A 24603-nucleotide genomic window follows, 5' to 3' on the forward strand; every position below is an offset into this window, starting at 1 on the left:
GCACGGCCGGTCACGGACGGAGAGTGGGGACGGGCCGCGGCGCTGTGACGGCGGTCCGCCGCCGTCCTCCGGCCGATCTCTGGAGCGTCCGATGCGCACTCCCGAAGAGCAGGGTCCGTTCGTCCTCGATCCCACCGGCGCCGACGTGCTGGGCGACGCCGCGCGGATCCGCACGCGCGGTCCGGCGGCGCGGGTCCTCCTGCCGGACGGCGTCCCGGCGTGGGCGGTCAGCGACCCCGAGCTGCTGCGGCGGCTGCTGACCGACGCCCGCGTCTCGAAGGACGCCTACCGGCACTGGCCGCTCCTGACGAACGGGGAGATCCGGCCCGAGTGGCCGCTGATCGCCTGGGTCACGGTGCGCAACATGTTCACCGCGTACGGCCCGGACCACCGGCGGCTGCGGCGGCTGGTGTCGAGCGCGTTCACCGTCCGGCGGACGGCGGCGCTGCGTCCGCGGATCGAGGCGATCGTCGCCCGCCTGCTGGACGAGGTCGCGGACGCGGGGGCGGACGGGCCGGTGGACCTGCGCGACCGGTTCGCCTACCCGCTGCCGATCCAGGTGATCTGCGAGCTGTTCGGGATCGCGGAGCCGGAGACGCGCGAGGAGATCCGCCGGTGCGTCGACGTCTTCTTCCGCACGACCGCCACCCCCGAGGAGGCCGCCGCCGCGCTCCCGCGCCTGCAGGAGATCCTCGGCGAGGTCGTCGCGGAGAAGCGGGCCCGCCCGGCCGACGACCTGTCGTCCGCCCTCATCGCCGCCCGCGACGGCGGCTCGCAGCTGTCGGAGGACGAGCTCGTCGACACGCTCGGGCTGTTCCTGAGCGCGGGGCACGAGACGACGGTGAACCTGCTCGACAACGCCGTCCACGCGATGCTGACGCGTCCGGACCAGCTCGCCCTGGTGAGAGAGGGCCGCGCGAGCTGGGACGACGTGATCGAGGAGACCCTGCGCGCCGAGCCTCCGATCGTCAACCTGCCGCTGCGGTTCGCCGTCGAGGACATCGAGGTGGACGGCGGCGTCGTGCTCCGCAAGGGCGAGGCGATCATCAGCTGCCTCGGCGCGGCCGGACGCGACCCGGGCCTGCACGGCGACGACGCCGGCGTCCTCGACGTCACCCGCGCCGACAAGGAGCACCTGGCGTTCGGCCACGGCGTCCACCACTGCCTCGGCGCGCCGCTGGCCCGGCTCGAGGCGGCGGTCGCCCTGCCCGCCCTGTTCGCCCGCTTCCCGGACCTGAGGCTGGCCGTCGACCCGGCCGAGCTGCGGCCCCTCCCCTCGTTCATCTCCAACGGCCACCAGACCCTGCCCGTCCTCGTCTGAGGAGGCGGCCGGTCCGGTACCGGTCTCGTCAGGCGCGGGGACGCCAGGCCGAGACGACGGCGGCTACTCCGGCGACGGCGGGCGGGAAGTCCCGCGGCGTCCCGGCGCCCCGGTACCGGGGCGCCCGGCTCCCGGCCACCTCCTCGCTACTATCACGCCATAGTAGTGAGGAGGCGTGCGCGGATCGGGGCGTTACCGCCGGTAGCCGACGAGCGTCATCATGCCGGACTCGGAGTGGTAGATGTTGTGGCAGTGCAGCATCCACCGGCCCGGGTTGTCGGCGTCGAAGTCCGCCTCCACCGTCGTGCCGGGCCGGACGATCGCGGTGTCCTTGCGCAGGCCCGTCCCGGTGAGGGCGAAGGTGTGGCCGTGCAGGTGCATCGGGTGCCACATGGTCGTGCGGTTCACGAACGACAGCCGCACCCGCTCGCCGGACCGCACCCCGTACAGGTCGTCCGCGCGGTAGGGGCGGCCGTTGATCGCCCAGTCGTACTTCATCATGCCGCCGGTGAGCTCCAGGCGGATCGTCCGGTCGGGCCTGCGGTCCGGCAGGCGGACCTGGTCGGCCGGACGCAGGTCCGCGTAGCGGACGATCTTCCGCTGGAGTTCGGCGGGACGGACACCGGCGGACGGCACCGACGCGCCCGCGCTGGTGCGCAGCACCGCCAGCGCCGTGGCTTTCTTGCCCTCGGCCAGCGCGGTGAGCGGGAACGCCCCGTCCCCGGCGGTGACGAGGACGTCGTACCGCTCCCCCATGCCGATCAGCAGCGCGTCCGTCGGGGTGGGACGGACCGGGAAGCCGTCGGTGTGCGTGACGGTCATGCGGTGCCCGCCGAGCGCGACCCGGAAGGCGGTGTCGCCTCCGGCGTTGATGAACCGGATGCGGACGCGGTCGCCCGGCTTCGCGCGGAACGTGGTGGGCGCGGTGGCGACGCGTCCGTTGATGAGGAAGTGCGGGTAGCGGACGTCGCCCGCGTCGCCGCCGAGCAGGTCGCTGGTGGCGCCCATCAGTATGTGCCCGCCCGTCTTCGGGGACGGGACCGACCTCTGGCCGCCCATGTCCATGCCGGGCATGTCCATGCCGCCACCGTCGCCGCTGCCTCCGCCGCCGTGGCCGCCGTGCATGCCGCCCATGCCCTTGCGGAGTTCGGCGAGGACGTCGTCCGGTGTGCCGGTGACGCCGTCGAGCCAGTCGTCCAGGACGACCGTCCACTCGGCGTCGTAGCGGAGGGGTTCGTTCGGGTCCTCGACGATGAACGGCGCGTACAGGCCGCGGTCGAGTTGCAGGCCCAGGTGCGGGTGGAACCAGTACGTCCCGGGGTGGGCGACGGCGAACCGGTACTCGTAGTCGGCGCCCGGCTCGATCGGGGCCTGGGTGACGCCGGGGACGCCGTCGGCGTCGTTGCGCAGCGCCAGGCCGTGCCAGTGGACGCTGGTCTCTGCGGGAAGCCTGTTGGTGACGCGGGCGCGGACGACCTCGCCCACCTTCACGCGGATCTCGGCTCCGGGGAGGCGTCCGTCATAGGTCCAGGTGCGGACGGTCGGGCCGCCGAGGTCGACCGGCCCCTCGGACGGCACCAGGCGGACGTCACGCACCGTCCCCTTGCGGCGGGCCTGCTCGGCGGCCCTGACCTGCGGGCCGTCCGGCAGGACGAAGCCGGACGCCCGGCCCTCGGAGCCCTCAGCGCCGCCGCACGCGGCGAGCAGCGCGCCTCCGGCGCCGAGGGCTCCCAGGCGCAGCGCGGAACGTCGGTCGAGAGAAGTCATGGTTCACGAACCTCACGATGGTCGAACGGGTCATGGCCGACTGGGATCGGCCGGAGACACGGCGACCTCGCCGCGCTCCGGCATCGGAGAGCGGCCTCTAGATCCGCAGGACCACCGTTCGAGAGAGCGGCGACCCCAGGCTGGGCGGCCCCCGGACACCCCAACGCGCGCCCGGGGCGGGACGGGCGGCCGTCAGCGCGGCCAGGACCGTCCTGACCCACCTCAGCAGGGTGGGCGCCACCAGCGCGACCGCGGCGATCAGGATCGCCACGCACATCGCGAACGGGTCGTGGGTGACACCGCCGCAGCACCCGGTCATCAGCGAAGCCGACGCCGAACCGGCGGTCGCGTACGCGGCGGCGAGCGTGAGTTCACCGCCGGGCATGGCGTGACCGGCGGGCATGGCGGCGTGCTGCGCCGTCTGCCGCATGCTGGCGGACGCCGTGGACGGCGAGGATCCGCCGTCCTGGACGGAGTGGCCGATGGTGTGCATCGCGGTGACGCCGAACGCGAGGAGGAGCAGCAGAAGCCAGCGTGAGGCCACGCCCGCACCCGCGTCCTGCCGCCGTTCCATCAAACCTCCCGCTCAAGCAACACGATATCCGGGCACGCTCCAAGTCCGATTTCGGGTGCCCGAACCGACCGGCACGCTCCGGTGGGTCAGCCGCGAGGGCGGCGCGGACGGTCACTGCGGCTGGAGGACGTCCTCCTTCGCGAGCGGCGGCCGGTCCTCCACGTCGGAGTGGGAGTACATCCCGGGCTCGTAGCTGTAGAAGCCGCCGTGCTCGAGGGAGTCGGTGTGCGACTCGTCCACCCGGCGGACGGTGCGGCGGCGGCCGGCGGCGAGGGTCCCGATCAGGCCGCGGCCGGTGATGACCAGCATGGCCACCACGGCGAGGGCGCCCACCGCGGGGCCCAGCCAGATGCCGATGTTCCCGCCGAGGTGGGAACCGATCGCGAGAAGATGCGATTCCATGACCAATCCTCCCCAGTCCGGAATTCGGCTCATCCCAGAATATGCCGTGACGACCGAAGCGGACCGGGTTGAGAGCGAATGCGGGGGGTAATATCGCCATTCGTCCGCAGCTTTTCCCTGGGGATGACCGGAGCGTGGCACGGCCTCTGTTCCGGCGTGAACAGCCCGGGGAACAGGTGAGGAGAGGCAGGCCCGTCACCGTCATCAGGGGAATGATGAACAAGCGATCGCTCACCGCACTGGCCCGCGAGCACCTCGGCCGGGCTCGCGAGGCGTCCAGCGGACGGTCCGCCGAGACCGTCCACGGCGGCCACGAGCGCCAGCTGCGGCAGACGCTCATCGCGCTGCGCGCGGGGGCCCGGCTCGCCGACCACGAGAACCCGGGCGACGCGACCCTGCACGTCCTGTCCGGACGGGTCCGCCTCGTCGCCGGGAAGGACAGCTGGGACGGCGCCCCCGGCGACCTGCTCATCATCCCGGACGCGACGCACTCCCTGGACGCCGAGGAGGACTCGGCCGTCCTGCTCACGGTCGTGAAGAACCTCCACGCCTGACACCCCACGTCCGGCCGTCGCGCGACGTCCGTGGCGGCGCGCGCCCGGTAGCGCGGGCCCGGCCTCCCCCGCTCCTCCCGATCCGCCGGGGTCCGTTTCCCGTCATATCCGTCCAGAGCGCGCGGCCTTTCGTCCCCGCCGGGCGATGGACGATCTTTCCGGCGTGTTAACGGCGAATTAGGTCTGGCCGTCCAGACCTGGACCGGGTCGAGCGGGGCCGGAGACGCTCCCTGCAACGGCGCCAACCCCCGGCGCCGCGAGAAGCAGGAGGTCACGGTGTCCACTCCCACCCAGGCCCGCACACCCTGGCGGGCCGTCCTCGGCGGCTCGGTCGGCAACCTCGTCGAGTGGTACGACTGGTTCGTCTACGCCAGCTTCGCCACGTACTTCGCTTCCGCGTTCTTCCCCAAGGGCAACCCCACGGCGCAGCTGCTGAACACCGCGGGCATCTTCGCGGTCGGGTTCTTCATGCGGCCGGTCGGCGGCTGGCTGCTCGGCCGCTACGCCGACCGGCGCGGGCGCAAGGCGGCGCTCACCCTGACCGTCACGCTGATGTCCGGCAGCGCCCTGCTCATCGCGGTCGCCCCGACCTACGACTCGGTCGGGTACTTCGGCGCCGTGGTCCTGCTGATCGCGCGGCTCATGCAGGGGCTGTCGGTCGGCGGCGAGTACGCGGCGAGCTCGACCTACCTCACCGAGGCCACCCCGCCGGGACGGCGCGGTTTCGCCTCCAGTTTCCAGTACGTCTCGATGACGGCCGGGCAGCTGCTCGGGCTCGGGCTGCAGATCGTCCTGCAGCGGACGATGAGCGAGGAGGCGCTGAAGTCCTATGGCTGGCGCATCCCGTTCGTCGTCGGGGCGCTGAGCGCCGCCGTCATCTTCTACCTGCGGCGCAGGCTGCTGGAGACCCCGGTGTACGCGGAGGAGGCGAAGGGCAGCCCGGCGATCCGGCACGAGCGCGGCACCGTCCGCGAGCTGCTACGCCACCGGCGCGAGGCGTTCCTGGTGATCGCGCTGACCGCGGGCGGGACGCTCGCGTACTACACCTACACGACCTACCTGACCAAGTACCTGTCGAACACGGCGGGCCTGCCGAAGAGCACCGCCTCGCTGGTGAGCTTCTGGGCGCTGCTGGTGTTCGCGCTGCTCCAGCCCCTCGCCGGGGCGCTGTCCGACCGGATCGGGCGGCGCCCGCTGCTCATCGCGTTCGGCGTCGGCGGGACGGTCGCGACGGTCCCGCTGATGACCGCGCTCGGCCACGCGTCCGGCTTCTGGCCCGCGTTCGGGCTGATGCTGACCGGGCTGGTCGTCGTGACCGGCTACACGTCCATCAACGCGGTGGTGAAGGCCGAGCTGTTCCCGACGCACGTGCGGGCGCTCGGCGTCGCACTGCCGTACGCGATCTCCAACGCGCTGTTCGGCGGGACCGCCGAGTACGTGGCGCTCTGGTTCAAGAAGGGCGGTGTCGAGTCCGGCTACTTCTGGTACGTCGCCGCGTGCGCGGCGATGTCGCTGGTCGTCTACGTCCGCATGCGCGAGACGCGGGACACGGCGATGTCCCGCCGGGAGCTGGCCACCGAGGCCGCTCCCGCGCGCGTGTAGCCGGAGGCGCGCGGCCCGCCCCGTCCGGCCGGGCCCGCGTGCCTCCCGCCCCCGCCCGGACGGGCGGGGGCCTCGCCTACCGAGGTGATCGCATATGGAGCCCAACGACGAGCTCCCGGAGTTCCCACCGGCCCCACCGTTTCCGCCTCCGTCGTCGCCGCGCTTCGCGCCGGATCCGCCCCTGCCGCCGCCGCTCACCGACCTGAGCCCGGAGGAGCCGACCGGACGGGCCGACGTGCGCATCGTCCGCGCGCCTGAACCGGCCGCCGTGGACGCCCCCGCACCGGTCACCCCGGTCGCGTCCGGACCGGTCGCCGTGGACGCCTCCGGAGGGGACCGTGGCGGCCGGGACGCTGCGCGGGCCGCCCGCGGGCCTCTAGCCTGACCGCCATGCGGGTTCTGCTGGTCGAGGACGACCTCCGCCTCGCCGCCGCCCTGGTCACCCACCTGCGGCGCGGCGGCTACGAGGTGACGCACACCCGGACCGCCGCCGAGGGCGTCCGGCTGGCGGCCGAGGCCGACTTCGTCCTGCTCGACCTCGGCCTGCCCGACGCCGACGGGCTGAAGGCGCTGGAGCAGGTGCGGCGCAGCTCGGACGTCCCGCTGATCGTGGTGACGGCGCGTGCGGGCGACGTGCTGCGGGGCCTGCACCGCGGTGCGGACGACTACCTCGTCAAGCCCGTCCGCCCGGAGGAACTGCTGGCGCGGATGCAGGCGGTGGTGCGGCGCACCGCGCGTCCCGCGAAGGTGCAGCGGGTCGCGGCCGGGGACGTGGTGATCGACGTGCCGGCGCGGCGCGTCACGGTCGCGGGACGGGACGTCCCGGTGACCCGCCGCGAGTTCGACGTGCTGGCGGTGCTGGCGAGCCGTCCGGGCGAGGTGTGCGCGCGCGACGAGATCCTCCTCGCGCTGTGGGGCGACACGTCGCTGTCGGCCTCGCGGGCGCTGAACGTGCACGTGCGGAACATCCGGGGCAAGACCGAACGCGGCTGGCTGATCGTGACGCTGGTCGGGACCGGCTACCGGCTCGGGGACGGCCCGCCGTGAGGAACCGGCTCGTCGCCGTCCTCACCACCCTGGTCGTCCTGGTCATCGCGGGTCTGGCGGTGCCGCTGGGCGGCGCGTACGCCTCGCACCGGACGGGCCGCCTGCTGCTGGACCGGCGCGCCGACGCGACCCGGTTCGCCGAGCTCGCCGACCTGGCGGCGCGGACCGGCGACCGCGAGTCGCTGCAGCCGGAGATCAGCCGTTACGCCTCGCTGTACGGCGCGGCGGTGTGGATCCAGGACCGCGAGGGGACCCTGCTCGCCCAGGCGGGCACGGGGGCCGGGCCGGACGCCGAGGCGACCGTCCGGGCGCTGTCCGGACGGACCACCGACACGCTGCCGTCGCTCACCCCGTTCGGGCCGCGGCGGGTGCTGATCGCCGAACCGTCCGGGCGGGACGCGCAGATCTCGGGCGTGGTGCTGCTGCTCGCGCCGACCTCGAACGCCCGCCACGACATCACGCGGGTGTGGGGGGCGCTGCTGGTCGTCGGGCTGGCCGTCCTGGCGTTCTCGGTGTTGGTCGCGCGGGGGCTGGCGCGCTGGATCCTGCGTCCGGTGACCGAGCTGGACGAGGCGACCCGCCGGATCGCCGAGGGCGAGCTCGGGACGCGCACCACCGCGAACGTCGGGCCGCCGGAGCTGCGGCGGCTGGAGCAGCGGTTCAACGCCATGGTCGAGGCGGTCGGCGCGGCGATGCGTCGGCAGCGCGAGTTCGCCTCGAACGCCTCGCACGAGCTGCGCAACCCGCTCGCCGCGCTGATGTTCCGGCTGGAGAACCTGCGCCCGTACCTGGACCCGGCGGGCGAGCGGGAGTTCGAGGAGACCGGCGCCGAGCTGAACCGGCTCGCCAAGACCGTGACCGACCTGCTGGAACTCGCGCAGACCGAGGCGGGCGCGCAGGCGCGGGCGGGCGCGCCGATCGCCCGCGACCTCGACGTCGTCGCCGAGCTCGGCCCGAAGCTGGAGTCCTGGCGGGAGGTGTTCGACGCGCTGGGGATCGCGTTCTCGGTGCGGCTGCCGGACCGGCTGCTCGTCCGGGCCGTCCCGGACGCGGTGCCGCGCATCGCCGACATCGCGCTGGACAACGCGCACAAGTTCGTCCCGGCGGGAGGGACGGTCACGGTCACGCTCGACGCGCACGCCCGGCTGCTGCGGATCGCCGACGACGGGCCGGGGCTGAGCCGGCAGGAGCGCGCCCAGGCCCTCGACCGGCACTGGCGGGCCCCGGCGCACGCCGACCTGCCCGGCAGCGGCCTCGGCCTGCCCATCGCCGCCGCGCTCGCCGAGGCGTGCGGCGGACGCCTCCACCTGCGCGCGAACCGTCCGCACGGCCTGTCGGTCGAGGTCCACCTGCGGGACGCTCAGCCGAACACCGACTCGTAGTAGCGGGCCGCGCCGCTGTGCAGGGGCACCGCGCCGGTGCCGATCGCGAAGCGGCGGTCGAGGCGTCCGCCGGGGGCCTCGGGGGCGCGCAGGCGGTCGCGGCTGGTGAAGAGGCGCTTGGTGACCTGGAAGGCGACCTCGTCCGGGAGGCTCACCCGGCACATCAGGTAGCTGGCCGTGCTGACCGTCAGGACCGGCTGGGGGAAGCCGTAGGCGTTCGCGGGGACGGCCGCGGAGTCGTAGATCGGCCCGTAGGTCCGGCGCAGCCTCATGACGAGCTGGTCGTCCAGCGGGACGAGCCGGATCGGCACCTGCTGGGACAGGGTCGTCAGCGCGGGCGTCAGCACGCCGCCGGACCAGAACGCGGCGGCGATCTCGTCCGCCTTCAGCGCCTCGATCGAGCGGTCCAGGCCGTACCGGAAGATGCGCGCCGGACGGGCGAGGCGCGCGACCGACAGCACGCGCTCGGCCGTGACGGCGGTCCCGGAGCCGTCCGCGCCGAGCGAGACCGACCGTCCGGCGAGGTCGGCGATCCTCTCGATCGGGGTGTCCCGGCGCACCACCAGGTGGACGAAGTTCATGTACATGCGGGCGAGCGCGGCGGCGGGACGGTGCCTCACCCGGACGGTCTGGTCGGCGCTGTCGGCGAGCGCGAACGCGAGGTCGGCGGTCCCGTCCGCGAGCATCGACAGGTTCTGGACGCTGGCGTTGGTCGGCACCACCCACACCTTGAAGCCGCCGCGTCGCAGCTCGTCGGCGAAGCGGTCCCCGAGCGCCTGGTACGGGCCGCCCTTCTCGCCGGTCGCGAGCTTCAGCTCGGTCGGCCTGCCCGATCCGCCGCAGGCCGCCGCGAGGACGTCCGCGCCCCCGGCCGCGAGCGCGGCGGCGGTGACCAGGAGGGTTCGGCGTCTCATGGCGGCACGCTACCTCCGTCGCCGCGACCGCCGGACCGCTTCACCCGTCCTGCCCCGGATCCCGGGAGGACTGCTCCGGAAGCCGGACGGCCTTGGCGGGGTCGTGGGCGGTCCGCAGCTCACGCTTGAGGATCTTCCCGGAGTGGTTGCGCGGGATCGCCTCGACCAGCTCGTACCAGCGGGGCCGCTTGAACCGGCCGAGGCGGCCCCGGCAGTGCGCGTCCAGGTCGGCGGGCGCGACGTCGCCGCGCGCGACGACCAGCGCCTTCACGGCCTCGCCCCAGCGCCGGTCCGGGACACCGACGACCGCGGCGTCCAGCACGGCGGGATGGTCGAGCAGGACGCGTTCGACCTCGGCGCAGTAGACGTTCTCGCCGCCGGACTTGACCATGTCCTTCGCGCGGTCCACGAAGTACAGGTAGCCGTCGGCGTCGAGCCGCAGCAGGTCGCCGGTGTGCAGCCAGCCGTCGCGCAGCGCCTCGGCGGTCGCGTCGGGCCGCCCGGCGTAGCCGCTCATCAGCGTCGCGCCGCGCACGAGCAGCTCACCCGGCTCGCCGGGCCCGGCGTCCACGGCGACGTCGAAGGGCGGGAGCGGACGTCCGACGGTGCCGGGACGTTCCAGTTCGTCGGCGAGCGTGGACACCGACACGAAGTTGCCCGCCTCGGTCGAGCCGTAGATGCCGCGGTAGTCGACGCCGAGGTCGCGCAGCGCGGTCAGGGTGCGCGGGCGTTCGGTGGCCGCGATGCCGAACACCAGGCGCAGCGTCCCGGGGGCGGCGGCCTCGTGCCGCAGCGCCCGCCCGGTGCCGGTGGGGAAGATCGCGACGGTGACGCCGTGGGACGCGACGGCCGGCCAGACCGCTTCGGGCGTGGCTCCGGGCGGCACCACGACCGTCCCGCCGGACGCGAGCGTCGCCAGCGCCGTGCCGTACCCGGCGACGTGGAACAGCGGCAGCGCGCCGAGCAGCCGGTCGTCCCCGGTGAGCCCGAGCGCCTGCACGACGTTCGCGGACGCCACGACCCACGCCCGGTTCGACAGCAGGCACCCTTTCGGGCGTCCGGTCGTCCCCGAGGTGTACAGCTGCATCACCGGCGCCTCCGCGTCCGGACGCGGCAGGCCGGTCTCGGGCGCGTCGCGGAGCGCGTCGTCGGTCTCGGGACCGAGCCGCCAGGACGTCAGGTCGGACAGGCCGCTGGACCGGGCGAGCGGTTCCAGCGCCGGGTGGACGACCGCGTGCCGCGCGCCCGCGTCCTCGACCTGGAAGCGGATCTCGTCCGCGCTCAGGCGCACGTTCAGCGGGACGATCACCGCGCCGAGCAGGGACGCGCCGAACGCCGCCTCCAGCGCGTCGGGGACGTTCACGGTCAGCAGGGCGATCCGGTCGCCCTCCCGCACTCCCCCGGCGGCCAGCAGCCGCCGCCAGGCTCCGGCGCGTTCGTCCAGCTCACGATAGGTGCGCCGATGCCCGTCCCAGGTGAAGGCGGTGCGCGACGGCCACAGCGTCGCGCCCCGGTGGGCCAGATCCGCGAGCAGCATGACGTCCTCCCGGTCGACGACCTGTCCCTGTCGGTACCCGCTGGCGAGCCCGCCGTCACACCCGGGCCACGTCCGAAGCGCGCCCGGAGTGTTGCCTGGATCACAGGCCCGGTGGAGCATGGGGCGGGATCGTCCGCCCCACCCCGCCGGGTCCGTCCCCGCGTGACCCGCGCGCCGCGCCGCCGAGGAGCCGTCATGACCATGCCGTCCGCCGTGCCGTCCGCGCTGCCGCCCGCCTACGCCAGTGCGGTCCTGCCCGCGTCCGCCGACCGGGTGTGGGCCTACCTGCGCGACTTCGGCAACCTCGCCGAGTGGTTGCCGGGCGTCGACACCGGCGTCATCGAGGACGGCGGGCCGTCCGACCGGGTCGGCTGCGTCCGGCGCATCATCGGACCGGGCGACACGGTGTTCCGCGAGCGGCTGACGTCCCTGGACGACGAGTCCCGCACCTACCGTTACGAGATCCTCGAGTGCCCGCTGCCGGTGCGCCGCTGCCGCGCCGCCCTCCGCGTCGTCCCCGTGACCATGACCGGCGAGGCGTTCGTGGAGTGGTCCGCGGACTTCTCGGCGAACGCCGACGACGAGGAGGCCATGGCCAAGACCCTCACCGTCGGCATCTACGCCACCGGCCTGTCCGCCCTGACCAGACGCTTCTCCTGACCCCCCGTCCCGCCCCCGAACGGGGCCGGGCCGCCGGGCGGGGAGGCGTTGGGGTGGGTCAGGCGAACTTCGGGGGGCGTTTCTCGCGGAGGGCGGCGACGCCCTCGCGGACGTCGGGACCGGCGAAGCCGAGGAACTCCAGGGCCAGGGACGCGTCGAAGCTCGGCTGGGCCAGCCGCAGCCAGCTGTTCAACGCGTGCTTGGTGGACGAGATGGCCTCCGCCGGTCCCTCGGCGAGACGGGTCGCGATCGCCATGGCGCGGGAGTGCACCTCGTGGTCGTCGACGCAGAGGCTGACCAGGCCGATGCGTTCCGCCTCCTCGCCGGAGAGGGCCTCGTTGAGGAGCAGGTGGTACTTGGCCTTCGCCATCCCGCACAGCAGCGGCCAGATGATCGCGGCGTGGTCCCCGGCCGCGACGCCGAGACGGGTGTGCCCATCGATGATCTTCGCGGTGCGTCCGGCGACCGAGACGTCGGCGAGCAGCGCGACCGCCAGGCCCGCGCCCACGGCCGGGCCCTGGACGGCGCTGACCACCGGCTTCCCGCAGTTCACGACGTTCATGACGATGTCGCGGGCCTCGCGCATGATGCGGACGCGGGCGGCGTGGTCGTCCATCATGTCCTCGATCATGGACAGGTCGCCGCCCGCGGAGAACGCGGTGCCCTCCCCGCGCACCAGCACGGCGCGCACCTCCGGGTCGGCGTCGGCGTCCCGCCAGATCTCCGCCAGCTCGCGGTGCCCGGTGGTGTCGACGGCGTTGAGCCTGCCGGGCGCGCTGAGCGTCACCCGCAGGACGCGCGGCGCGCCCCAGTCGAGTTTGAGGCGCTCGTACCGGTCGTAGCGCGCGTCCCCGGTCGCGTTGGTGGTCGTCATGCCGCGCTGTCCTCCCCGCGTCTCCCTGGCCGACCGCCTGCGTCCGGCCGCTCACCCGTGCTCGTCGGCTCACCCGTGCCCGTCCGCCCACAAGCACCCAACGGATCGTTCACGTCCGACCGTTCGCTCACGCTCTGCCCGTTGCCAGCCGGACGTTCGTCCGCCGACGGTCCGTTCGCACCCGACCGTCCGATCGCGCTCGGTTGGATGTTCGTGTTCGGTCGTGTGTCAGGAGGCGCTGATGTGAACGCCGCGCGCAATCGTCGCACAGCGAACGCGCGGGCTTCCACACCCGCTTCGAACATCTCGGGGAGCAGGAAGAAGGAGTGGATCGTCCCCGGGTAGCGGTGCGCCGCGACCGGGACGCCCGCCGCCGCCAGCCGCCGCGCGTACGCCTCGCCCTCGTCCCGCAGGATGTCGTGGTCAGCGATGATCACGGTCGCCGGGGCGAGACCGGACAGGTCGGGCGCGCGCAGCGGCGCCAGGCGTGGGTCGGCGGGATCGGCGCCCGCCCGGTACAACGCGGAGAAGCGACGCAGCGTCGACGCGTCCAGGCCGTAGCCCTCGCCGTAGGCGGCCCAGCTCGCGGTGTCCGCGCGCATGTCGGTCACCGGATACACCAGCAGCTGGTGGGCGAGCCCTACGCCCCGGTCGCGGGCGAGTAGTGCGACGACGGCGGCGAGGTTGCCTCCGGCGCTGTCCCCGGCGACGGCGATCGCGCGCGTGCGCACCCCGAACGTTTCCGGACGGTGCGCGAGCGCCTCGACGACCGCCCACGCGTCCTCGACAGCGGCCGGGAACGGATGCTCGGGCGCGAGCCGGTACCCGACGTTCAGCACGGCGCAGCCCGCCTCGGCCGCCAGGTCGCGGCACACCGCGTCCACGCTCTCGATCCCGCCGAGCACCCAGCCGCCGCCGTGCAGGTACACGAGCGCGGGCACCGGCCCGGCGACGCGCGGGACCGGCCGGTACAGCCGGACCGGCACCGGCCCGGCCGGGCCCGGAACGTCCAGGTCGTCGACGTGCGGCAACGCGCGGCGCTCGACCGGGAACCGCAGGTCGGTCAGCTCGCGCAGCTCCTCGATCGTCCACACCCGGCCGTCGTCCTCGCGGAACCCGGCGAGCAGGCGCGCCACGGACGGATCCGCCGGCGGATCGTGCGGCACCCGGCCCCCTCCCGGAACGACGACGACACGTCCTCACGCCTTCCCCGAACAGCCGAAACCCAACCGTTCCGGACGTGCTCGGATCGTCCCCCACCCGCTCGCGCGGCGCGGTGCTGGCGGGCGGTCACGACCCGGCCCTCCGATGCCTCCCGCCCCGCTCGCGTGGGCGCGGTCAGTGGCCGTCCGTGCCGTCGTGCTGGTGTCGCGCTGCGCGGCTCGCGTGGGGCGGTCAGTGGGCGGACGCCTCTGCGACGAGGGCCTCGAACAGGCGCCGGTCCTCGCCCTCCTCCGGGTGCCACTGGACGGCCAGGCCGAACCGGTGTCCCTGCAGTTCGACGGCCTCCACCACCTGGTCGTCCGCCCAGGCGACGGCGGCGAGGCCCTTGCCGAGCCGGTCGGCCGCCTGGTGGTGGTAGGTCGGGACGTCCGCGACGTCGCCGAGGATCTTCCCGGTCAGGCTCGTCGGGCTGATCCGGACCCGGTGCCGCCCGACCACCCCGACGTCGGGCGCGTGCCGACGGTGGCCGACCACGTCCGGAAGGTGCTGGACGAGGCCGCCGCCGCGCGCGACGTTGAGCAGCTGGAGGCCACGGCAGATCCCGAGGAAGGGCAGGTCGGCGGCTATCGCGGCGCGGAGGAGCGCCAGCTCGTACCGGTCGCGCTGCGGCTGCGGCGCGCCGGTCTCGGGATGCCGCTCCGCCCCGTACAGCTCGGGGTCGACGTCGGAGCCGCCCGCGAGGACGATCCCGTCCAGGCCCTCCACCACGGCGCGGACGCCCCGCAGGGTGCCGGTCGGCGGCAGGAGGACGGGCACGCCGCCCGCCCGCTCGACGGACCGGATGTAGGGCACGGGAAGCACCGCCGCCTCGCGCACCCAGACCCCCCAGCGGGCCGGTTCCTGGTAGGTCGTGATCCCGATCAGCGGCGGCTCGGCCCCCCGCTCCCCCGGACCGTGCCCGGGCCCCTGCCCCGTTCCTGTTCCCGGCCCCGATCCCGATCCCTGCCTCGGTACGGAACCCTGCTCTGGTCCCCGGCTCTGTTCCGGTTCGTGGTCGCCGGTTCTCCGTCCGCCGGACGCGTCGTCCCCGCCGTCGCGCCCCCTCGTGTCCGAATGCCCCGTGTCGCCCGACTGTCCTGTCGTATCCGCCATGCGCGGTTTCCCTCCCTGCCTCCGGGCCGTCGCGACCCTCCCGGAGTGCGGCGATCTTCCGCTTTCGGGGGGCCATGATGCTGCATGCCCGTCGTCGGCCGTCCACCCCCGGCCGCCCCCTGTTCCGGGCAAGCTTGCCGCAAAGGCTGAATATTCGCAGGCCAACGGCCATAGAACGGTCCGGTGCGCGCGGGGCCGCCGCGCGGAGCGCCGATCATCGAGGAGGATCGGCGCGGCGACGCGGAGACGTGACGCTCCGCCAATCAGGGAACCTCATACCGGGGTAGAGAATCGCGCACCCCTGGACCGCGCTCATCTCCACGTCCCCGAACCCCGTGCGGAACGGCAGGCCCGACGGGCCGCCAATACCGATCAGTATTCATCTCCGAAAAGACGAATTCACGATCATCCGCAATTAAGAACGCGGCTACTCTTCGAGGTATTCCACGGCAGTTGACACGTAAGGGTTGAGTACCCGCCACCAGTGGTGCGAGAATCTCGGACAGTCGGACAACGCCGAGGGCGCCGGAAGCGCCGGGGAGCGTCGACGCCGACGAACAATTACCTGGGGGGCGAGCCCGGTAAATGTCCTTGGAACCCCGAATCGTCAAAGAGAGTTTCGGCGAAATCGAACCGTACGGCGTGCACGCCGTCGCCTATTTCTACGGACGGCTGTTCGCGGAGAACCCACGGCTGCGGACCCTTTTCCCGCCCGCCATGGACCTCCAGCACGACCGCCTGTTCCACGCGCTCACCACACTCGTGTGGAGCCTCGACAGCCCAGGCTCCATGACCTCCTACCTGAGCCGGCTCGGCCGCGGCCACCGCCGGTTCGGCGTCCGGCCGGAGCACTTCCCGGCGCTCCGCTCGGCCCTGCTCGCCACGCTGCGCCGGTTCTCCGGCCGCGCGTGGAGTCCCGAGGCCGAGGCGGCCTGGGCCGCGGCGTTCGACGCGGCGGCCGAGATCATGATCGCGGCGGCCGAGCGGGACGCCGCGCAGGCGCCGCCCTGGTGGGTCGCCGAGGTCGTCGAGCACGAACGCCGCACCCACGACATCGCCGTCCTGACCCTGCGTCCGGGCGAGCCGCTGCGCTTCGCGGCGGGCCAGCACGTCACCGTCCAGACCGCGCGCTGGCCGCGGATCTGGCGGCCGTACTCGGTCGCGAACGCGCCCCGCCCGGACGGACTGCTCCGGCTCCATGTCCGGGCCGTCCCGGGCGGCTGGGTCAGCGGCACGCTCGTCCGGCACACCGGCGCGGGCGACACCCTGCTCCTCGGGCCCGCGCTCGGCGGCATGACGCCGCCCGCCGATCCCTCCCGCGACCTGCTGCTGGTCGCGGGAGGCACCGGACTCGCGCCCCTCCGGGCGATCATCGAGCAGGCCGTGGCCGGGGGACGGCGCCGCGAGACGCACCTCCTCCTCGCCGCCCGCACCGAACGCGACCTCTACGACCTGCCCGAACTACGGCGGCTCGAGGCGTCCTCCCCGTGGCTGCACGTCATCCCCGTCCTGTCGGACGCCCCGGAGCCCGGCCCGCTCCCGAAGCACAGCCCGCCTTCGGAACACGGGCCACTTCCGGTGCATGGCCCGCTTCCGGACCACGGCTCGCTCGCGGAGCACGGCCCGCCCCCGGAGCGCAGCCCGCTCCTCGAAAGCGGCGCCCCCTCCGGGTGCGGCGGTGTCCGGGACGACGGGAGGCCGCACGGCGCGGCCGTCGCCGAGGCCCTCGGACGGCTCGGCGACTGGCCCGGGCACGAGGTCTACATCGCGGGGCCGACCGGCATGGTCCGGGCCGTCACCGCCAGGCTCCAGGACCTCGGCGTCCCGCCCGAGCGCATCCACCACGACCTGTGCGAGGCCGTGCAGCAGGAGGAGGCCCTGCGCCGCGCCCGTCACCTCCCGGCAGCGGACGGCGACGGTCACCAGCCTGCGCGCGCCCGCAGGAACTCCGAGGTCGTCACGTCCGCCGGGTAGAACGACTCGATCGCCAGCTCGGCGACCGTGATGTCCACCGGCGTGCCGAACGTCGCGATGGTGCTGAAGAACGACAGCTCCGCGCCGTCCACCCGGATCCTCAGCGGGACGAACACGTCGTGCCCCGTGGACGGCACCGCCGCCTCCTCCAGCGGGTCCGCGCCGGGGAAGTCGCGCAGCTCCTTGTAGAGCCGCTCCAGCGCGGGGTCGGCGGTGAGCGCGACGTGCCGCCGCACCCGGTCCACCATGTGCGCGCGCCATTCGCCGAGGTTGATGATGCTCTTGGCGATGCCGTCCGGGTGCATGCTCAGGCGCAGGACGTTCAACGGCGGCTCCAGCAGGTGCGGCGGGGCCTGGTCCATGAAGATCGACGCCGCCTCGTTGGCGTCCACCAGGTTCCAGAACCGGTCCACGACCACCGCCGGGTACGGCTGGTGCCCTTCCAGGACCTGCCGCAGCGCGCCGCGCACCGCGTCCATCCGGGGCTCCTCCATCGGCGTCTCGGCGTACATCGGCGCGTACCCGGCCGAGACGAGCAGCAGGTTCCGGTCGCGGAGCGGCACGTCCAGGTGCTCCGCGAGCCGCAGCACCATCTCGCGGCTCGGCGCCGAGCGCCCGGTCTCGACGAAGCTCAGGTGCCGGGTCGACACGTCCGCCTCGGACGCCAGTTCCAGCTGGCTGAGCCGTCGCCGTTGCCTCCACGCACGCAGTTGCTCGCCGATCGGCCGGACGTCACCAAGGGAGGAGGTCGCGACGGGGGACGCGGAATATGCCGTGTTCGTCATCATGATCCGAACGCTATCGACCCCGGTGTCACGAAGACGATGACCTGAGGGGTAATGCGCGTTCCACGCCACCGCCCCGATTCTTCGCACACCTGTTCGGCTCTTTTGGGGCCGCCGTGACGCTCCGCGTGCGAACATCCCCGGAGAGGCACCAGATCCGGGAGGGGCATGTGACCGACCACGCACTCGTCATCGGCACCCGCAAGGGCATGGTCGTCGCGCGGCCGCGCGCGAGCGACGGCGGCTGGGACGCCGACCCGCTGCTGTTCACCCCCTCGCCGGTCACCGCCGTCGCCTCCGACCCGCGCACGGGACGCCTGCTCGCCGCCCTCAACAACCCGTTCTGGGGCGTGTCCATCGCCGTCTCCGACGACCTCGGGCGCACCTGGACCGAGCCCGCCCGCGAGGCCGACACCGCCCCGATCGCGTTCCCCGAGCACACCGGCACCGCGCTGCGCGACGTCTGGCAGCTCCGCTTCTCCCCCACCGAGCCGGACGTGGTGTACGCGGGCGCCGAGCCCGCCGCGCTGTTCCGCTCCGAGGACGGCGGCATGACGTTCGACCTGGTCGAAGGGCTGTGGAACCACCCGCACCGGCCGTCCTGGAAGCCGGGCGCGGGCGGGCTGTGCCTGCACACCGTCCTGCCCGACCCCACCGACCCGGACACCGTGACCATCGCGATCTCCGCCGCCGGCGTCTACCGCAGCACCGACGGCGGGGCGACCTGGACGGCCCGCAACCACGGCATCACCGCGGCGTTCCTGCCCGACCCGCCGCCCGAGTTCGGCCAGTGCGTGCACAAGGTCGACCTGCATCCGAGCCGTCCGGAGCGGATGTTCCTCCAGCACCACGGCGGCGTGTACCGCAGCGACGACGCGGGCGGCTCCTGGACGCGGATCGACGCCGGGTTGCCCGCCGACTTCGGGTTCCCCCTGGTCGTCCACCCGCACCGCCCCGACACCCTCTACGTGCTGCCGCTGAACGCCGACGTCGACCGCACCCCGGCCGGGCACCGGTACCAGGTGCACCGCTCGGACGACGCGGGCGCGACCTGGCGGGCGCTCGACAAGGGCCTGCCCGAAGGGCCCTGCTACGCCTCGGTGCTGCGCGACGCCATGTGCGCCGACACCCTCGACCCGGCCGGGATCTACTTCGGCACCCGCGACGGCTGGGTCTACGCGTCCCGCGACGACGGCGAGACCTGGGCCGAGGTCGCCCGGCACCTCCCGGACGTCCTGTGCGTGCGGGCGGTGACCCGGTGAACGTCACCGTCCGGATTCCGGGCGCGCTGCGCGACCTCGTGGGCGCGCCCGCCGCCGTCCCGCTCGACCTCCCGGCGGACGCCACGGTCGGCGACGCCCTGGCCGCCCTCGACGCGGCCCTGCCCGCCGTCGGACGCCGCGTCCGCGACGAGACCGGGGCCCTGCGCCCGCACGTGAACGTGTTCGTCGGCGCCGACAACATCCGTGACCTGGCGATGCTCGCCACACGCCTGGAGGACGACGCCGTCCTGAACGTCCTGCCCGCCCTCTCGGGAGGCTGATCCGCTCCGCCGCGGCCTCACGCCTTTACGTTGTAGATCCGTTTTCGAGCTCTCCGTCCAGGAACCCGAGGATCCGCTCCCATGCCTCCGGCGCCTGGTCCTTGCCCTTCCCGAGCCCGAAGACGACCTTGCCCACCGCGAGCAGCGGCGCGGGCGCCAGCTCGTCCGACTCGGTCAGGAAGCTGTGCCCCGCCCCCGGGTACTCCCTCACGTCATGCCGGACGTCCAGCACGGTCAGCGCCCGCTCCAGCTTCGCCGCCGCCCCGGGAAGCGTCCGGTCCGCTCCCCCGTAGGACGCGACGACCGGGCACGCGCCCGCCAGGACCCGCTCGGCGTGCCGCGGGACGATCCCGTAGTTCACGACCGCCGCCTGGAAGTCCAGCTTCGCCGCCGCCACCAGGGCGAACCCGCCTCCCATGCAGAACCCGACGACCCCGACCCGTCCGGTGCAGTCGTCCCGCTCGGCCGCCCACCGCCGCGCCGCCTCGATGCGCGCGAACGTCGGCCCCCGGCGGGCCAGCAGGTCCCGGAACGCCTTCCGGATGCAGCGGACCCAGTTCCGTCCCCCGTACAGGTCCGGCAGCACCGCCAGGTACCCGCGCGCCGCGAACCGGTCGGCCTGCGCCCGCATGTCCACGTTGTCCCCGAACGACTCGAACAAGATGACCACCGCGGGCCACGGCCCCTCCCCCTCCGGCACGGCCAGGTAGGCGGGCAGGTCACTCTGAATCCTGATCTCCGGCATGCCAGCACCCTCCCCCATCGCCCACCCCTTGCCCAGACCCGATCAGCAACGGCCCCGGAAACTCCGGCCGGGGGCTCCGGCGGCCCGGTCCGGCGTGCGCCCGGAACGGCGTAACCTCCGTCTCAGGGTGACGGTCCTGTCCGCAATGCCCCAGACTGGTGGGGAAGATCGTGGTCAGGAAGGGCGGTGGCGGATGTCCGAGCTGAAGGTGCTGGGCGCCTGCCCGCTGGACTGCCCGGACGGGTGCTCGTGGGTCGTGACCGTCCGGGACGGCGAGGCGGTCGGGCTGCGGGGCAACCCGGAGCACCCGTACACGCGCGGCGCGCTGTGCACGAAGGTGAACCGGTGGCTGGAGCGGGCCGGGCAGGACGACCGGGTGCTGCACCCGCTGCGGCGGGTCGGGGCCAAGGGCGAGGGCCGGTTCGAGCGGATCTCCTGGGACGAGGCGCTGGACGAGATCGCCACGCGGCTCGGGGAGATCGTCGAGCGGCACGGCGGGGAGTCGGTCTGGCCGTACTGGGGCATGGGGACGCTCGGGTGGGTCCAGGGCCTCGAGGGGCAGGCCGGACGGCGGTTCTTCAACACGCTGGGCGCGTCCGCGCACCGGGCCGACATGTGCTCGGCGGCGGGCAACGCGGGCCAAGAGCTGGTCATGGGGTCGGCGGGCGGGATCGACCCGGAGGACCTGGCGCACGCGAGGCTGATCATCCTGTGGGGGACCAACACGCTGACCAGCGGTCACCACATGTGGAAGTTCGTCCAGGCGGCGCGGCGCGAGGGCGCGCACGTGGTGGCGATCGACCCGGTGGCGACGCGGACGGCGAAGCAGGCGGACGAGCACCTGGCGCCGGTCCCGGGCACGGACGCGGCGCTGGCGATGGCGCTGATGAACGTGATCGTGGGCCTCGGGGCGCAGGACGAGGAGTTCCTGCGGGAGCACACGCTGGGCTGGGAGGAGTTCCGGGAGCGGATCGCGGAGTTCCCGCCGGGGGTCGCGGCGACGATCACGGGGATCCCGGCCGCGCGGATCGTGGCGCTGGGCGAGCGGATCGCCCGGACGCGTCCGACGGCGATCCGGGCGACGCAGGGCCTGCAGCGGCACGGCGGCGGCGGGACGGCGCTGCGGACGCTGGCGTGCCTTCCGGGCGTCACGGGCGACTGGAGGCTGCGCGGGGGCGGCCTGACGTACTCGACGTCCGGGCATTCGCCGCTGAACGGGGCCGCGCTGCACCGGGACGACCTGCGTCCCGGGCCGGTGCGGCGGCTGTCGATGTCGCGGCTGGCCGAGGGGCTGCTCGACCTGGACGATCCGCCGGTGAAGGCGCTGTTCGTGATCGCCGCGAACCCGGCCGCGAGCGCCCCGGACCAGAACCGGGTGCGTCAGGGCCTGATGCGGGACGACCTGTTCACGGTGGTCCTGGAGCAGTTCCCGACGGACACGGCGGCGTACGCCGACATCGTCCTGCCCGCGACGATGCAGCATGAGCACGCCGATCTGCACGACGGTTACGGGCATCTGTACCTGACGTGGAACGAGCCGGCGGTCGCGCCCCCGGGCGAATGCCTGCCGACGATGGAGACGTTCCGCCTGATCGCGCGGCGGATGGGGCTGACCGAGCCGGCGCTGTTCGCGTCGGACGAGGAGCTGGCCGAGCAGGCGCTGTCGGGCGGGCATCCCTACCTCGAGGGCATCACGCTGGACCGGCTCAAGAAGGAGGGCTTCGCGCGGCTGGCGGTGCCCGATCCGTTCGTCCCGTACGCGGACGGGTTCCCGACGGAGTCCGGGCGGCTGGAGTTCCGGTCGGAGCGGGCGGCGGCGCTCGGGCACGACCCGCTCGCGGGGTACGTGCCGTCCGCGGAGGGCGCGGACGAGGAGCTCGCCGGGCGGTTCCCGCTGATCCTGATCTCGGCGGCGTCGCACTTCTTCCTCAACAGCATGTTCGGGGAGAACGCGGAGCTGCGGCGGCGCGCGGAGGGCGGTCCGGTGGTGCGGCTGCACCCGGACGAGGCGTCCGCGCGGGGTCTCGGCGACGGCGACCGGGTGCGGGTGCGCAACGAGCGCGGCGCGTTCGAGGCGGTCGTGGCGGTGACCGACGAGGTCAGGCCGGGTGTCGCGGCGACGACCAAGGGCCACTGGCCGAAGCTGTCGGGCGGCGCGAACGCCAACGCCGTCGTGGCCGAGCGGACGACCGATCTCGGCGCCGGGCCGGTGTTCCACGACACCCGCGTCGAGGTGGAGCCGCTGCCGATACGCTGACCGCCATGATCGACCCACGGGCGTTGCTGGAGCGGGCGCGGCGGTACGACCGGACGGGTCGCACCGACGAGGCCGCCTCCGCCTACGCGGAGGCGGCGGCGGTGCTGGAGGAGCGGCGCGAGCTGCCGATGGCGGTGCTCGCGCGGGCCAGGCAGGCGCACGCGCTGGCGTCCCAGGGCCGGACGGAGCGGGCGCTGGAGGTGCTCGCGGCGGCCGAGCGGGCGGCGGCGGCGCTGCCCCCGGGCCCGGCCGCGGCGGAGCTGGCCGCGACGGCCGCCGAGGTGCTGGCCGAGGCGGGCGTCACGGGCGAGGCGGCACGGCGGGCGTGGGCCGCGATGGCGGCGTTCCAGGCGCTCGGCGACGGGCCGCGCGCGGAGCGGGCGGGCGTGCACGCGGCGCGGCTGATCCTGCGGGACGCGGGCCGGGACGCCTCGGGTCCGCTGCGCGAGCTGCTGGGCCGCCTGGTCCCGGGCGGGGACGCGCACCGGCGGGTGGCGGGGATGCTGGCCGAGGCGGAGCGCCGTCCGGACCGGGACCACGACGTGCTGATCACCGATCCGGAGGCCCCCGCGTGGGGGAAGCTCGCGCACGCCCTGGCGGTCGGCGCGCACCTGGCCGTCGGGAACGGCACTCCGTGGAACAGCCTCGCCGACCCGGACGGTCCGGAGGAGAACCGCACGCTGCTGGCCCGGGACTGGAACGTGACCGATCCGGAGAGCTGGCGGGAGCAGACCGACAAGCTGCTGGACGCCGAGAACAGCGACCCGGCGATCCAGGTCGTCCTGGACTGCCGGCAGCCGTCCGCCGAGGCGTGGTCGCGGGAGATCCACCGCTGGTGCGGGGAGCGGGACATCTCCCGCGAGACGATCGAGGCGCTGGACGAGGTGGCCGGGCAGGTCCAGCGGTACGAGGAGCGGTTCCGCGCGGACGGCCTGCTGCGTCCGCACGGCCGGGTGACCAGCGTGTACGGGTACGACTTCGGCCGCGCGGTGAACATGGCCCGGTGGGGCCTCGGCGCCGGGTTCTGCGACGTCGAGACCGCCCAGGACTGCTCGCTGACCGCCGGGTACCGCGCCTACCGCACCTACGACTCCTGGGAGGAGTTCTCGGCCGGGTACATCCTCGGCCGGATGCTGCGGTTCGACGACGGCGAGTTCGGCGACTGGTACCTGCGGTCCCTGGAGGGGCACCGCATCCTGACCACCGATCCGGCCAGCCCGTGGCGGCGGATGGCCTGGGGCTAGCCGCCGCCCCAACGCCTCGCTAGGAGGGCGTGACGGCGTCGATCTCGTCCAGGATCGCCTTCTGGTCGGCGGCGTCCAGGCAGGACGCCGTGACGCCGTTGCGGGCGAGTCCGGCGAGCTCGGCCGGGCCGAGGCCGAACACGTCGGCGGCGACGCGGTACTCGCCGGTGAGGGTGGTGTCGAACATGGGCGGGTCGTCGCTGTTGAGGGTGACGAACAGGCCCTCCTCGATCAGCCGCGGCAGCGGGTGGGACGCGAGGTCGGGGACCTGCCCGGTGCGGACGTTGGAGGTCGGGCAGACCTCCAGGGGGATCTGCCGCTCGCGCAGGACGTCGACCAGGCGCGGGTCGGCCAGGCAGTTGATGCCGTGCCCGATGCGCTCGGCGCCGTAGTGGTCGAGGCACTCCCAGATCGTCTCGGGGCCGGTCATCTCGCCGCCGTGCGGGAGGCTGCGCAGCCCGGCGGCGCGGGCGGCGGAGAAGGCGTCGCGGAAGGCGTCGCGGTGCGCGGGGCGGACCTCCTCCATGCCGCCGATGCCGAACCCGACGAGGGCCTCGGGCGCGTGCCGGACGGCGTGCTCGACGGTGCCCCGGGCGGCGTCGCCGCCGAACTCGGCGGGGATGTCGAAGATGTAGGCGAGCCGGACGCCGTGCTCGTCGCGGGCGCGGCGGGCGGCGTCGTCCAGGGCCTCGGTGACCGCGGGCATCGGCATGCCGACCCGCTGGTGGCTGTAGGGGGTGACGGTCAGCTCGAAGTAGCGGACGTTCTGCGCGGACAGGTCGCGGGCCGCGCCGAGGACGAGCGTCGCGACGTCCTCGGGGGTCCGGACGAGGTCGGAGACCGCGAGGTAGACGCGGGCGAAGTCGGCGAAGTTGCGGAAGGTGTAGAAGGCGTCCAGCTCGGCCTCGCTCGTCGGGACGCCGCCGTCGGGGTGCCGGTTGGCCAGCTCCAGGACGGTCGGCACCGACGCCGAGCCGACGAGGTGGACGTGCAGCTCCACCTTCGGCAGCGCGTCGATGAACGCGTGGACGGGGGATTTCTCGGTCAGCATGCGGGCGAACGTAACAGCGCCGCGGTCGCCGGGACCATGCTCTGCGCCGCTATC

23 protein-coding genes are annotated in these 24603 nt (G+C 74.0%); 12 read left to right on the forward strand and 11 right to left on the reverse strand.

The genetic code is table 11. The annotated features are described in order from the left end of the window. Positions 1–91 precede the first annotated feature (91 nt). A complete protein-coding gene (locus P696_RS0139940; protein WP_026416704.1) occupies positions 92–1321 on the forward strand; it encodes a cytochrome P450 family protein in 1230 nt (409 codons plus the stop codon). A gap of 192 nt (positions 1322–1513) precedes the next feature. Here the strand turns inward: P696_RS0139940 and P696_RS0139945 are convergent, their stop codons facing one another. The 3 genes from P696_RS0139945 to P696_RS0139955 form a co-directional block, all read right to left on the reverse strand. After that, positions 1514–3088, reverse strand: coding sequence for a multicopper oxidase family protein (locus P696_RS0139945; RefSeq protein ID WP_026416705.1), 1575 nt, complete (start codon positions 3086–3088; stop codon positions 1514–1516). A gap of 97 nt (positions 3089–3185) precedes the next feature. Next, on the reverse strand, positions 3186–3662 hold the full coding sequence (locus tag P696_RS0139950) for a DUF6153 family protein (RefSeq protein ID WP_026416706.1): 477 nt from the start codon (positions 3660–3662) through the stop codon (positions 3186–3188). Positions 3663–3773: 111 nt separating this feature from the next. Then, the gene (locus P696_RS0139955) at positions 3774–4064 is read right to left on the reverse strand and encodes a hypothetical protein (protein ID WP_026416707.1); all 291 of its coding nucleotides are present in this window, start codon (positions 4062–4064) and stop codon (positions 3774–3776) included. Positions 4065–4276: 212 nt separating this feature from the next. Here P696_RS0139955 and P696_RS0139960 point away from each other — a divergent pair, with 212 nt between their 5' ends. From P696_RS0139960 to P696_RS0139980, 5 genes are all read left to right on the forward strand, one after another. Beyond that, positions 4277–4618 carry a cupin domain-containing protein gene (locus tag P696_RS0139960; RefSeq protein WP_425394180.1) on the forward strand — a complete coding sequence of 114 codons (342 nt, stop codon included), beginning with the start codon at positions 4277–4279 and terminating at the stop codon, positions 4616–4618. A 276-nt stretch (positions 4619–4894) separates the two neighbouring features. After that, a complete protein-coding gene (locus P696_RS0139965) occupies positions 4895–6220 on the forward strand; it encodes an MFS transporter (protein WP_026416709.1) in 1326 nt (441 codons plus the stop codon). Between the two features lie 94 nt (positions 6221–6314). Then, positions 6315–6605: a hypothetical protein gene (locus P696_RS0139970; protein WP_026416710.1), complete on the forward strand. Its 291-nt coding sequence runs from the start codon at positions 6315–6317 to the stop codon at positions 6603–6605. 5 nt (positions 6606–6610) lie between these two features. Beyond that, the gene (locus tag P696_RS0139975) at positions 6611–7267 is read left to right on the forward strand and encodes a response regulator transcription factor (protein ID WP_026416711.1); all 657 of its coding nucleotides are present in this window, start codon (positions 6611–6613) and stop codon (positions 7265–7267) included. Then, positions 7264–8649: a sensor histidine kinase gene (locus P696_RS0139980; RefSeq protein WP_026416712.1), complete on the forward strand. Its 1386-nt coding sequence runs from the start codon at positions 7264–7266 to the stop codon at positions 8647–8649. The genes P696_RS0139975 and P696_RS0139980 overlap by 4 nt, the downstream gene beginning before the upstream one ends. On the opposite strand, the gene P696_RS0139985 is transcribed toward P696_RS0139980, so the two are convergent. Together P696_RS0139985 and P696_RS51345 are read right to left on the reverse strand one after the other, a co-directional pair. Continuing rightward, positions 8628–9563: a TAXI family TRAP transporter solute-binding subunit gene (locus P696_RS0139985; protein ID WP_026416713.1), complete on the reverse strand. Its 936-nt coding sequence runs from the start codon at positions 9561–9563 to the stop codon at positions 8628–8630. The two genes, P696_RS0139980 and P696_RS0139985, sit on opposite strands and share 22 nt — an antisense overlap. Before the next feature lie 40 nt (positions 9564–9603). Beyond that, the gene (locus P696_RS51345; RefSeq protein WP_051468912.1) at positions 9604–11100 is read right to left on the reverse strand and encodes a class I adenylate-forming enzyme family protein; all 1497 of its coding nucleotides are present in this window, start codon (positions 11098–11100) and stop codon (positions 9604–9606) included. 195 nt (positions 11101–11295) lie between these two features. On the opposite strand from P696_RS51345, the gene P696_RS0139995 reads away from it, so the two are divergent. Next, entirely contained in the window at positions 11296–11760 is a 465-nt protein-coding gene (locus P696_RS0139995; protein WP_245627989.1) for an SRPBCC family protein, read from the forward strand. Between the two features lie 58 nt (positions 11761–11818). On the opposite strand, the gene P696_RS0140000 is transcribed toward P696_RS0139995, so the two are convergent. The 3 genes from P696_RS0140000 to P696_RS0140010 form a co-directional block, all read right to left on the reverse strand. Further along, positions 11819–12634: an enoyl-CoA hydratase/isomerase family protein gene (locus tag P696_RS0140000; protein ID WP_026416715.1), complete on the reverse strand. Its 816-nt coding sequence runs from the start codon at positions 12632–12634 to the stop codon at positions 11819–11821. After that, positions 12631–13800 (reverse strand): alpha/beta hydrolase, encoded by a 1170-nt coding sequence (locus P696_RS51350; protein ID WP_170026722.1) that lies wholly within the window; start codon positions 13798–13800, stop codon positions 12631–12633. The genes P696_RS0140000 and P696_RS51350 overlap by 4 nt, the downstream gene beginning before the upstream one ends. A gap of 229 nt (positions 13801–14029) precedes the next feature. Next, the gene (locus tag P696_RS0140010; protein WP_026416716.1) at positions 14030–14722 is read right to left on the reverse strand and encodes a gamma-glutamyl-gamma-aminobutyrate hydrolase family protein; all 693 of its coding nucleotides are present in this window, start codon (positions 14720–14722) and stop codon (positions 14030–14032) included. 813 nt (positions 14723–15535) lie between these two features. On the opposite strand from P696_RS0140010, the gene P696_RS51355 reads away from it, so the two are divergent. Then, a complete protein-coding gene (locus P696_RS51355) occupies positions 15536–16924 on the forward strand; it encodes a globin domain-containing protein (RefSeq protein ID WP_064744292.1) in 1389 nt (462 codons plus the stop codon). Here P696_RS51355 and P696_RS0140020 read toward each other — a convergent pair. Then, on the reverse strand, positions 16870–17712 hold the full coding sequence (locus P696_RS0140020; RefSeq protein ID WP_051468914.1) for an MmyB family transcriptional regulator: 843 nt from the start codon (positions 17710–17712) through the stop codon (positions 16870–16872). The two genes, P696_RS51355 and P696_RS0140020, sit on opposite strands and share 55 nt — an antisense overlap. A 167-nt stretch (positions 17713–17879) precedes the next feature. On the opposite strand from P696_RS0140020, the gene P696_RS0140025 reads away from it, so the two are divergent. Next, positions 17880–18971 (forward strand): WD40/YVTN/BNR-like repeat-containing protein, encoded by a 1092-nt coding sequence (locus P696_RS0140025; RefSeq protein ID WP_026416718.1) that lies wholly within the window; start codon positions 17880–17882, stop codon positions 18969–18971. Then, positions 18968–19252 (forward strand): MoaD/ThiS family protein, encoded by a 285-nt coding sequence (locus P696_RS0140030; protein ID WP_026416719.1) that lies wholly within the window; start codon positions 18968–18970, stop codon positions 19250–19252. The genes P696_RS0140025 and P696_RS0140030 overlap by 4 nt, the downstream gene beginning before the upstream one ends. Before the next feature lie 25 nt (positions 19253–19277). On the opposite strand, the gene P696_RS0140035 is transcribed toward P696_RS0140030, so the two are convergent. Next, complete coding sequence (locus P696_RS0140035) at positions 19278–19997, reverse strand: dienelactone hydrolase family protein (protein ID WP_026416720.1); 720 nt, start codon at positions 19995–19997, stop codon at positions 19278–19280. Between the two features lie 193 nt (positions 19998–20190). On the opposite strand from P696_RS0140035, the gene P696_RS0140040 reads away from it, so the two are divergent. Further along, positions 20191–22254 carry a molybdopterin-containing oxidoreductase family protein gene (locus P696_RS0140040; RefSeq protein ID WP_026416721.1) on the forward strand — a complete coding sequence of 688 codons (2064 nt, stop codon included), beginning with the start codon at positions 20191–20193 and terminating at the stop codon, positions 22252–22254. A 5-nt stretch (positions 22255–22259) separates the two neighbouring features. Then, on the forward strand, positions 22260–23498 hold the full coding sequence (locus tag P696_RS55380; protein WP_051468920.1) for a DUF1266 domain-containing protein: 1239 nt from the start codon (positions 22260–22262) through the stop codon (positions 23496–23498). Between the two features lie 19 nt (positions 23499–23517). On the opposite strand, the gene add is transcribed toward P696_RS55380, so the two are convergent. Continuing rightward, the gene (add, locus tag P696_RS0140050) at positions 23518–24549 is read right to left on the reverse strand and encodes an adenosine deaminase (RefSeq protein WP_026416723.1); all 1032 of its coding nucleotides are present in this window, start codon (positions 24547–24549) and stop codon (positions 23518–23520) included. Between the last annotated feature and the right edge of the window lie 54 nt (positions 24550–24603).

Source organism: Actinomadura oligospora ATCC 43269, from assembly GCF_000518265.1.
In the GTDB taxonomy this organism is placed as follows: Bacteria; Actinomycetota; Actinomycetes; order Streptosporangiales; family Streptosporangiaceae; genus Spirillospora; species Spirillospora oligospora.

What these genes read in the sequence shown, in the direction of transcription:
- P696_RS0139975 (WP_026416711.1), top strand. Translation starts at nt 6,611, where the DNA reads ATGCGGGTTCTGCTGGTCGAGGACGACCTCCGCCTCGCCGCCGCCCTG.
- P696_RS0139995 (WP_245627989.1), top strand. Translation starts at nt 11,296, where the DNA reads ATGACCATGCCGTCCGCCGTGCCGTCCGCGCTGCCGCCCGCCTACGCC.
- P696_RS51355 (WP_064744292.1), top strand. Translation starts at nt 15,536, where the DNA reads ATGTCCTTGGAACCCCGAATCGTCAAAGAGAGTTTCGGCGAAATCGAA.
- P696_RS0139955 (WP_026416707.1), bottom strand. Translation starts at nt 4,064, where the DNA reads ATGGAATCGCATCTTCTCGCGATCGGTTCCCACCTCGGCGGGAACATC.
- add (WP_026416723.1), bottom strand. Translation starts at nt 24,549, where the DNA reads ATGCTGACCGAGAAATCCCCCGTCCACGCGTTCATCGACGCGCTGCCG.
- P696_RS0139985 (WP_026416713.1), bottom strand. Translation starts at nt 9,563, where the DNA reads ATGAGACGCCGAACCCTCCTGGTCACCGCCGCCGCGCTCGCGGCCGGG.
- P696_RS0140035 (WP_026416720.1), bottom strand. Translation starts at nt 19,997, where the DNA reads ATGCCGGAGATCAGGATTCAGAGTGACCTGCCCGCCTACCTGGCCGTG.
- P696_RS0139970 (WP_026416710.1), top strand. Translation starts at nt 6,315, where the DNA reads ATGGAGCCCAACGACGAGCTCCCGGAGTTCCCACCGGCCCCACCGTTT.
- P696_RS51345 (WP_051468912.1), bottom strand. Translation starts at nt 11,100, where the DNA reads ATGCTGCTCGCGGATCTGGCCCACCGGGGCGCGACGCTGTGGCCGTCG.
- P696_RS0140000 (WP_026416715.1), bottom strand. Translation starts at nt 12,634, where the DNA reads ATGACGACCACCAACGCGACCGGGGACGCGCGCTACGACCGGTACGAG.
- P696_RS0140020 (WP_051468914.1), bottom strand. Translation starts at nt 17,712, where the DNA reads ATGATGACGAACACGGCATATTCCGCGTCCCCCGTCGCGACCTCCTCC.
- P696_RS0139950 (WP_026416706.1), bottom strand. Translation starts at nt 3,662, where the DNA reads ATGGAACGGCGGCAGGACGCGGGTGCGGGCGTGGCCTCACGCTGGCTT.
- P696_RS0139960 (WP_425394180.1), top strand. Translation starts at nt 4,277, where the DNA reads ATGATGAACAAGCGATCGCTCACCGCACTGGCCCGCGAGCACCTCGGC.
- P696_RS55380 (WP_051468920.1), top strand. Translation starts at nt 22,260, where the DNA reads ATGATCGACCCACGGGCGTTGCTGGAGCGGGCGCGGCGGTACGACCGG.
- P696_RS0139945 (WP_026416705.1), bottom strand. Translation starts at nt 3,088, where the DNA reads ATGACTTCTCTCGACCGACGTTCCGCGCTGCGCCTGGGAGCCCTCGGC.
- P696_RS0139940 (WP_026416704.1), top strand. Translation starts at nt 92, where the DNA reads ATGCGCACTCCCGAAGAGCAGGGTCCGTTCGTCCTCGATCCCACCGGC.
- P696_RS0140040 (WP_026416721.1), top strand. Translation starts at nt 20,191, where the DNA reads ATGTCCGAGCTGAAGGTGCTGGGCGCCTGCCCGCTGGACTGCCCGGAC.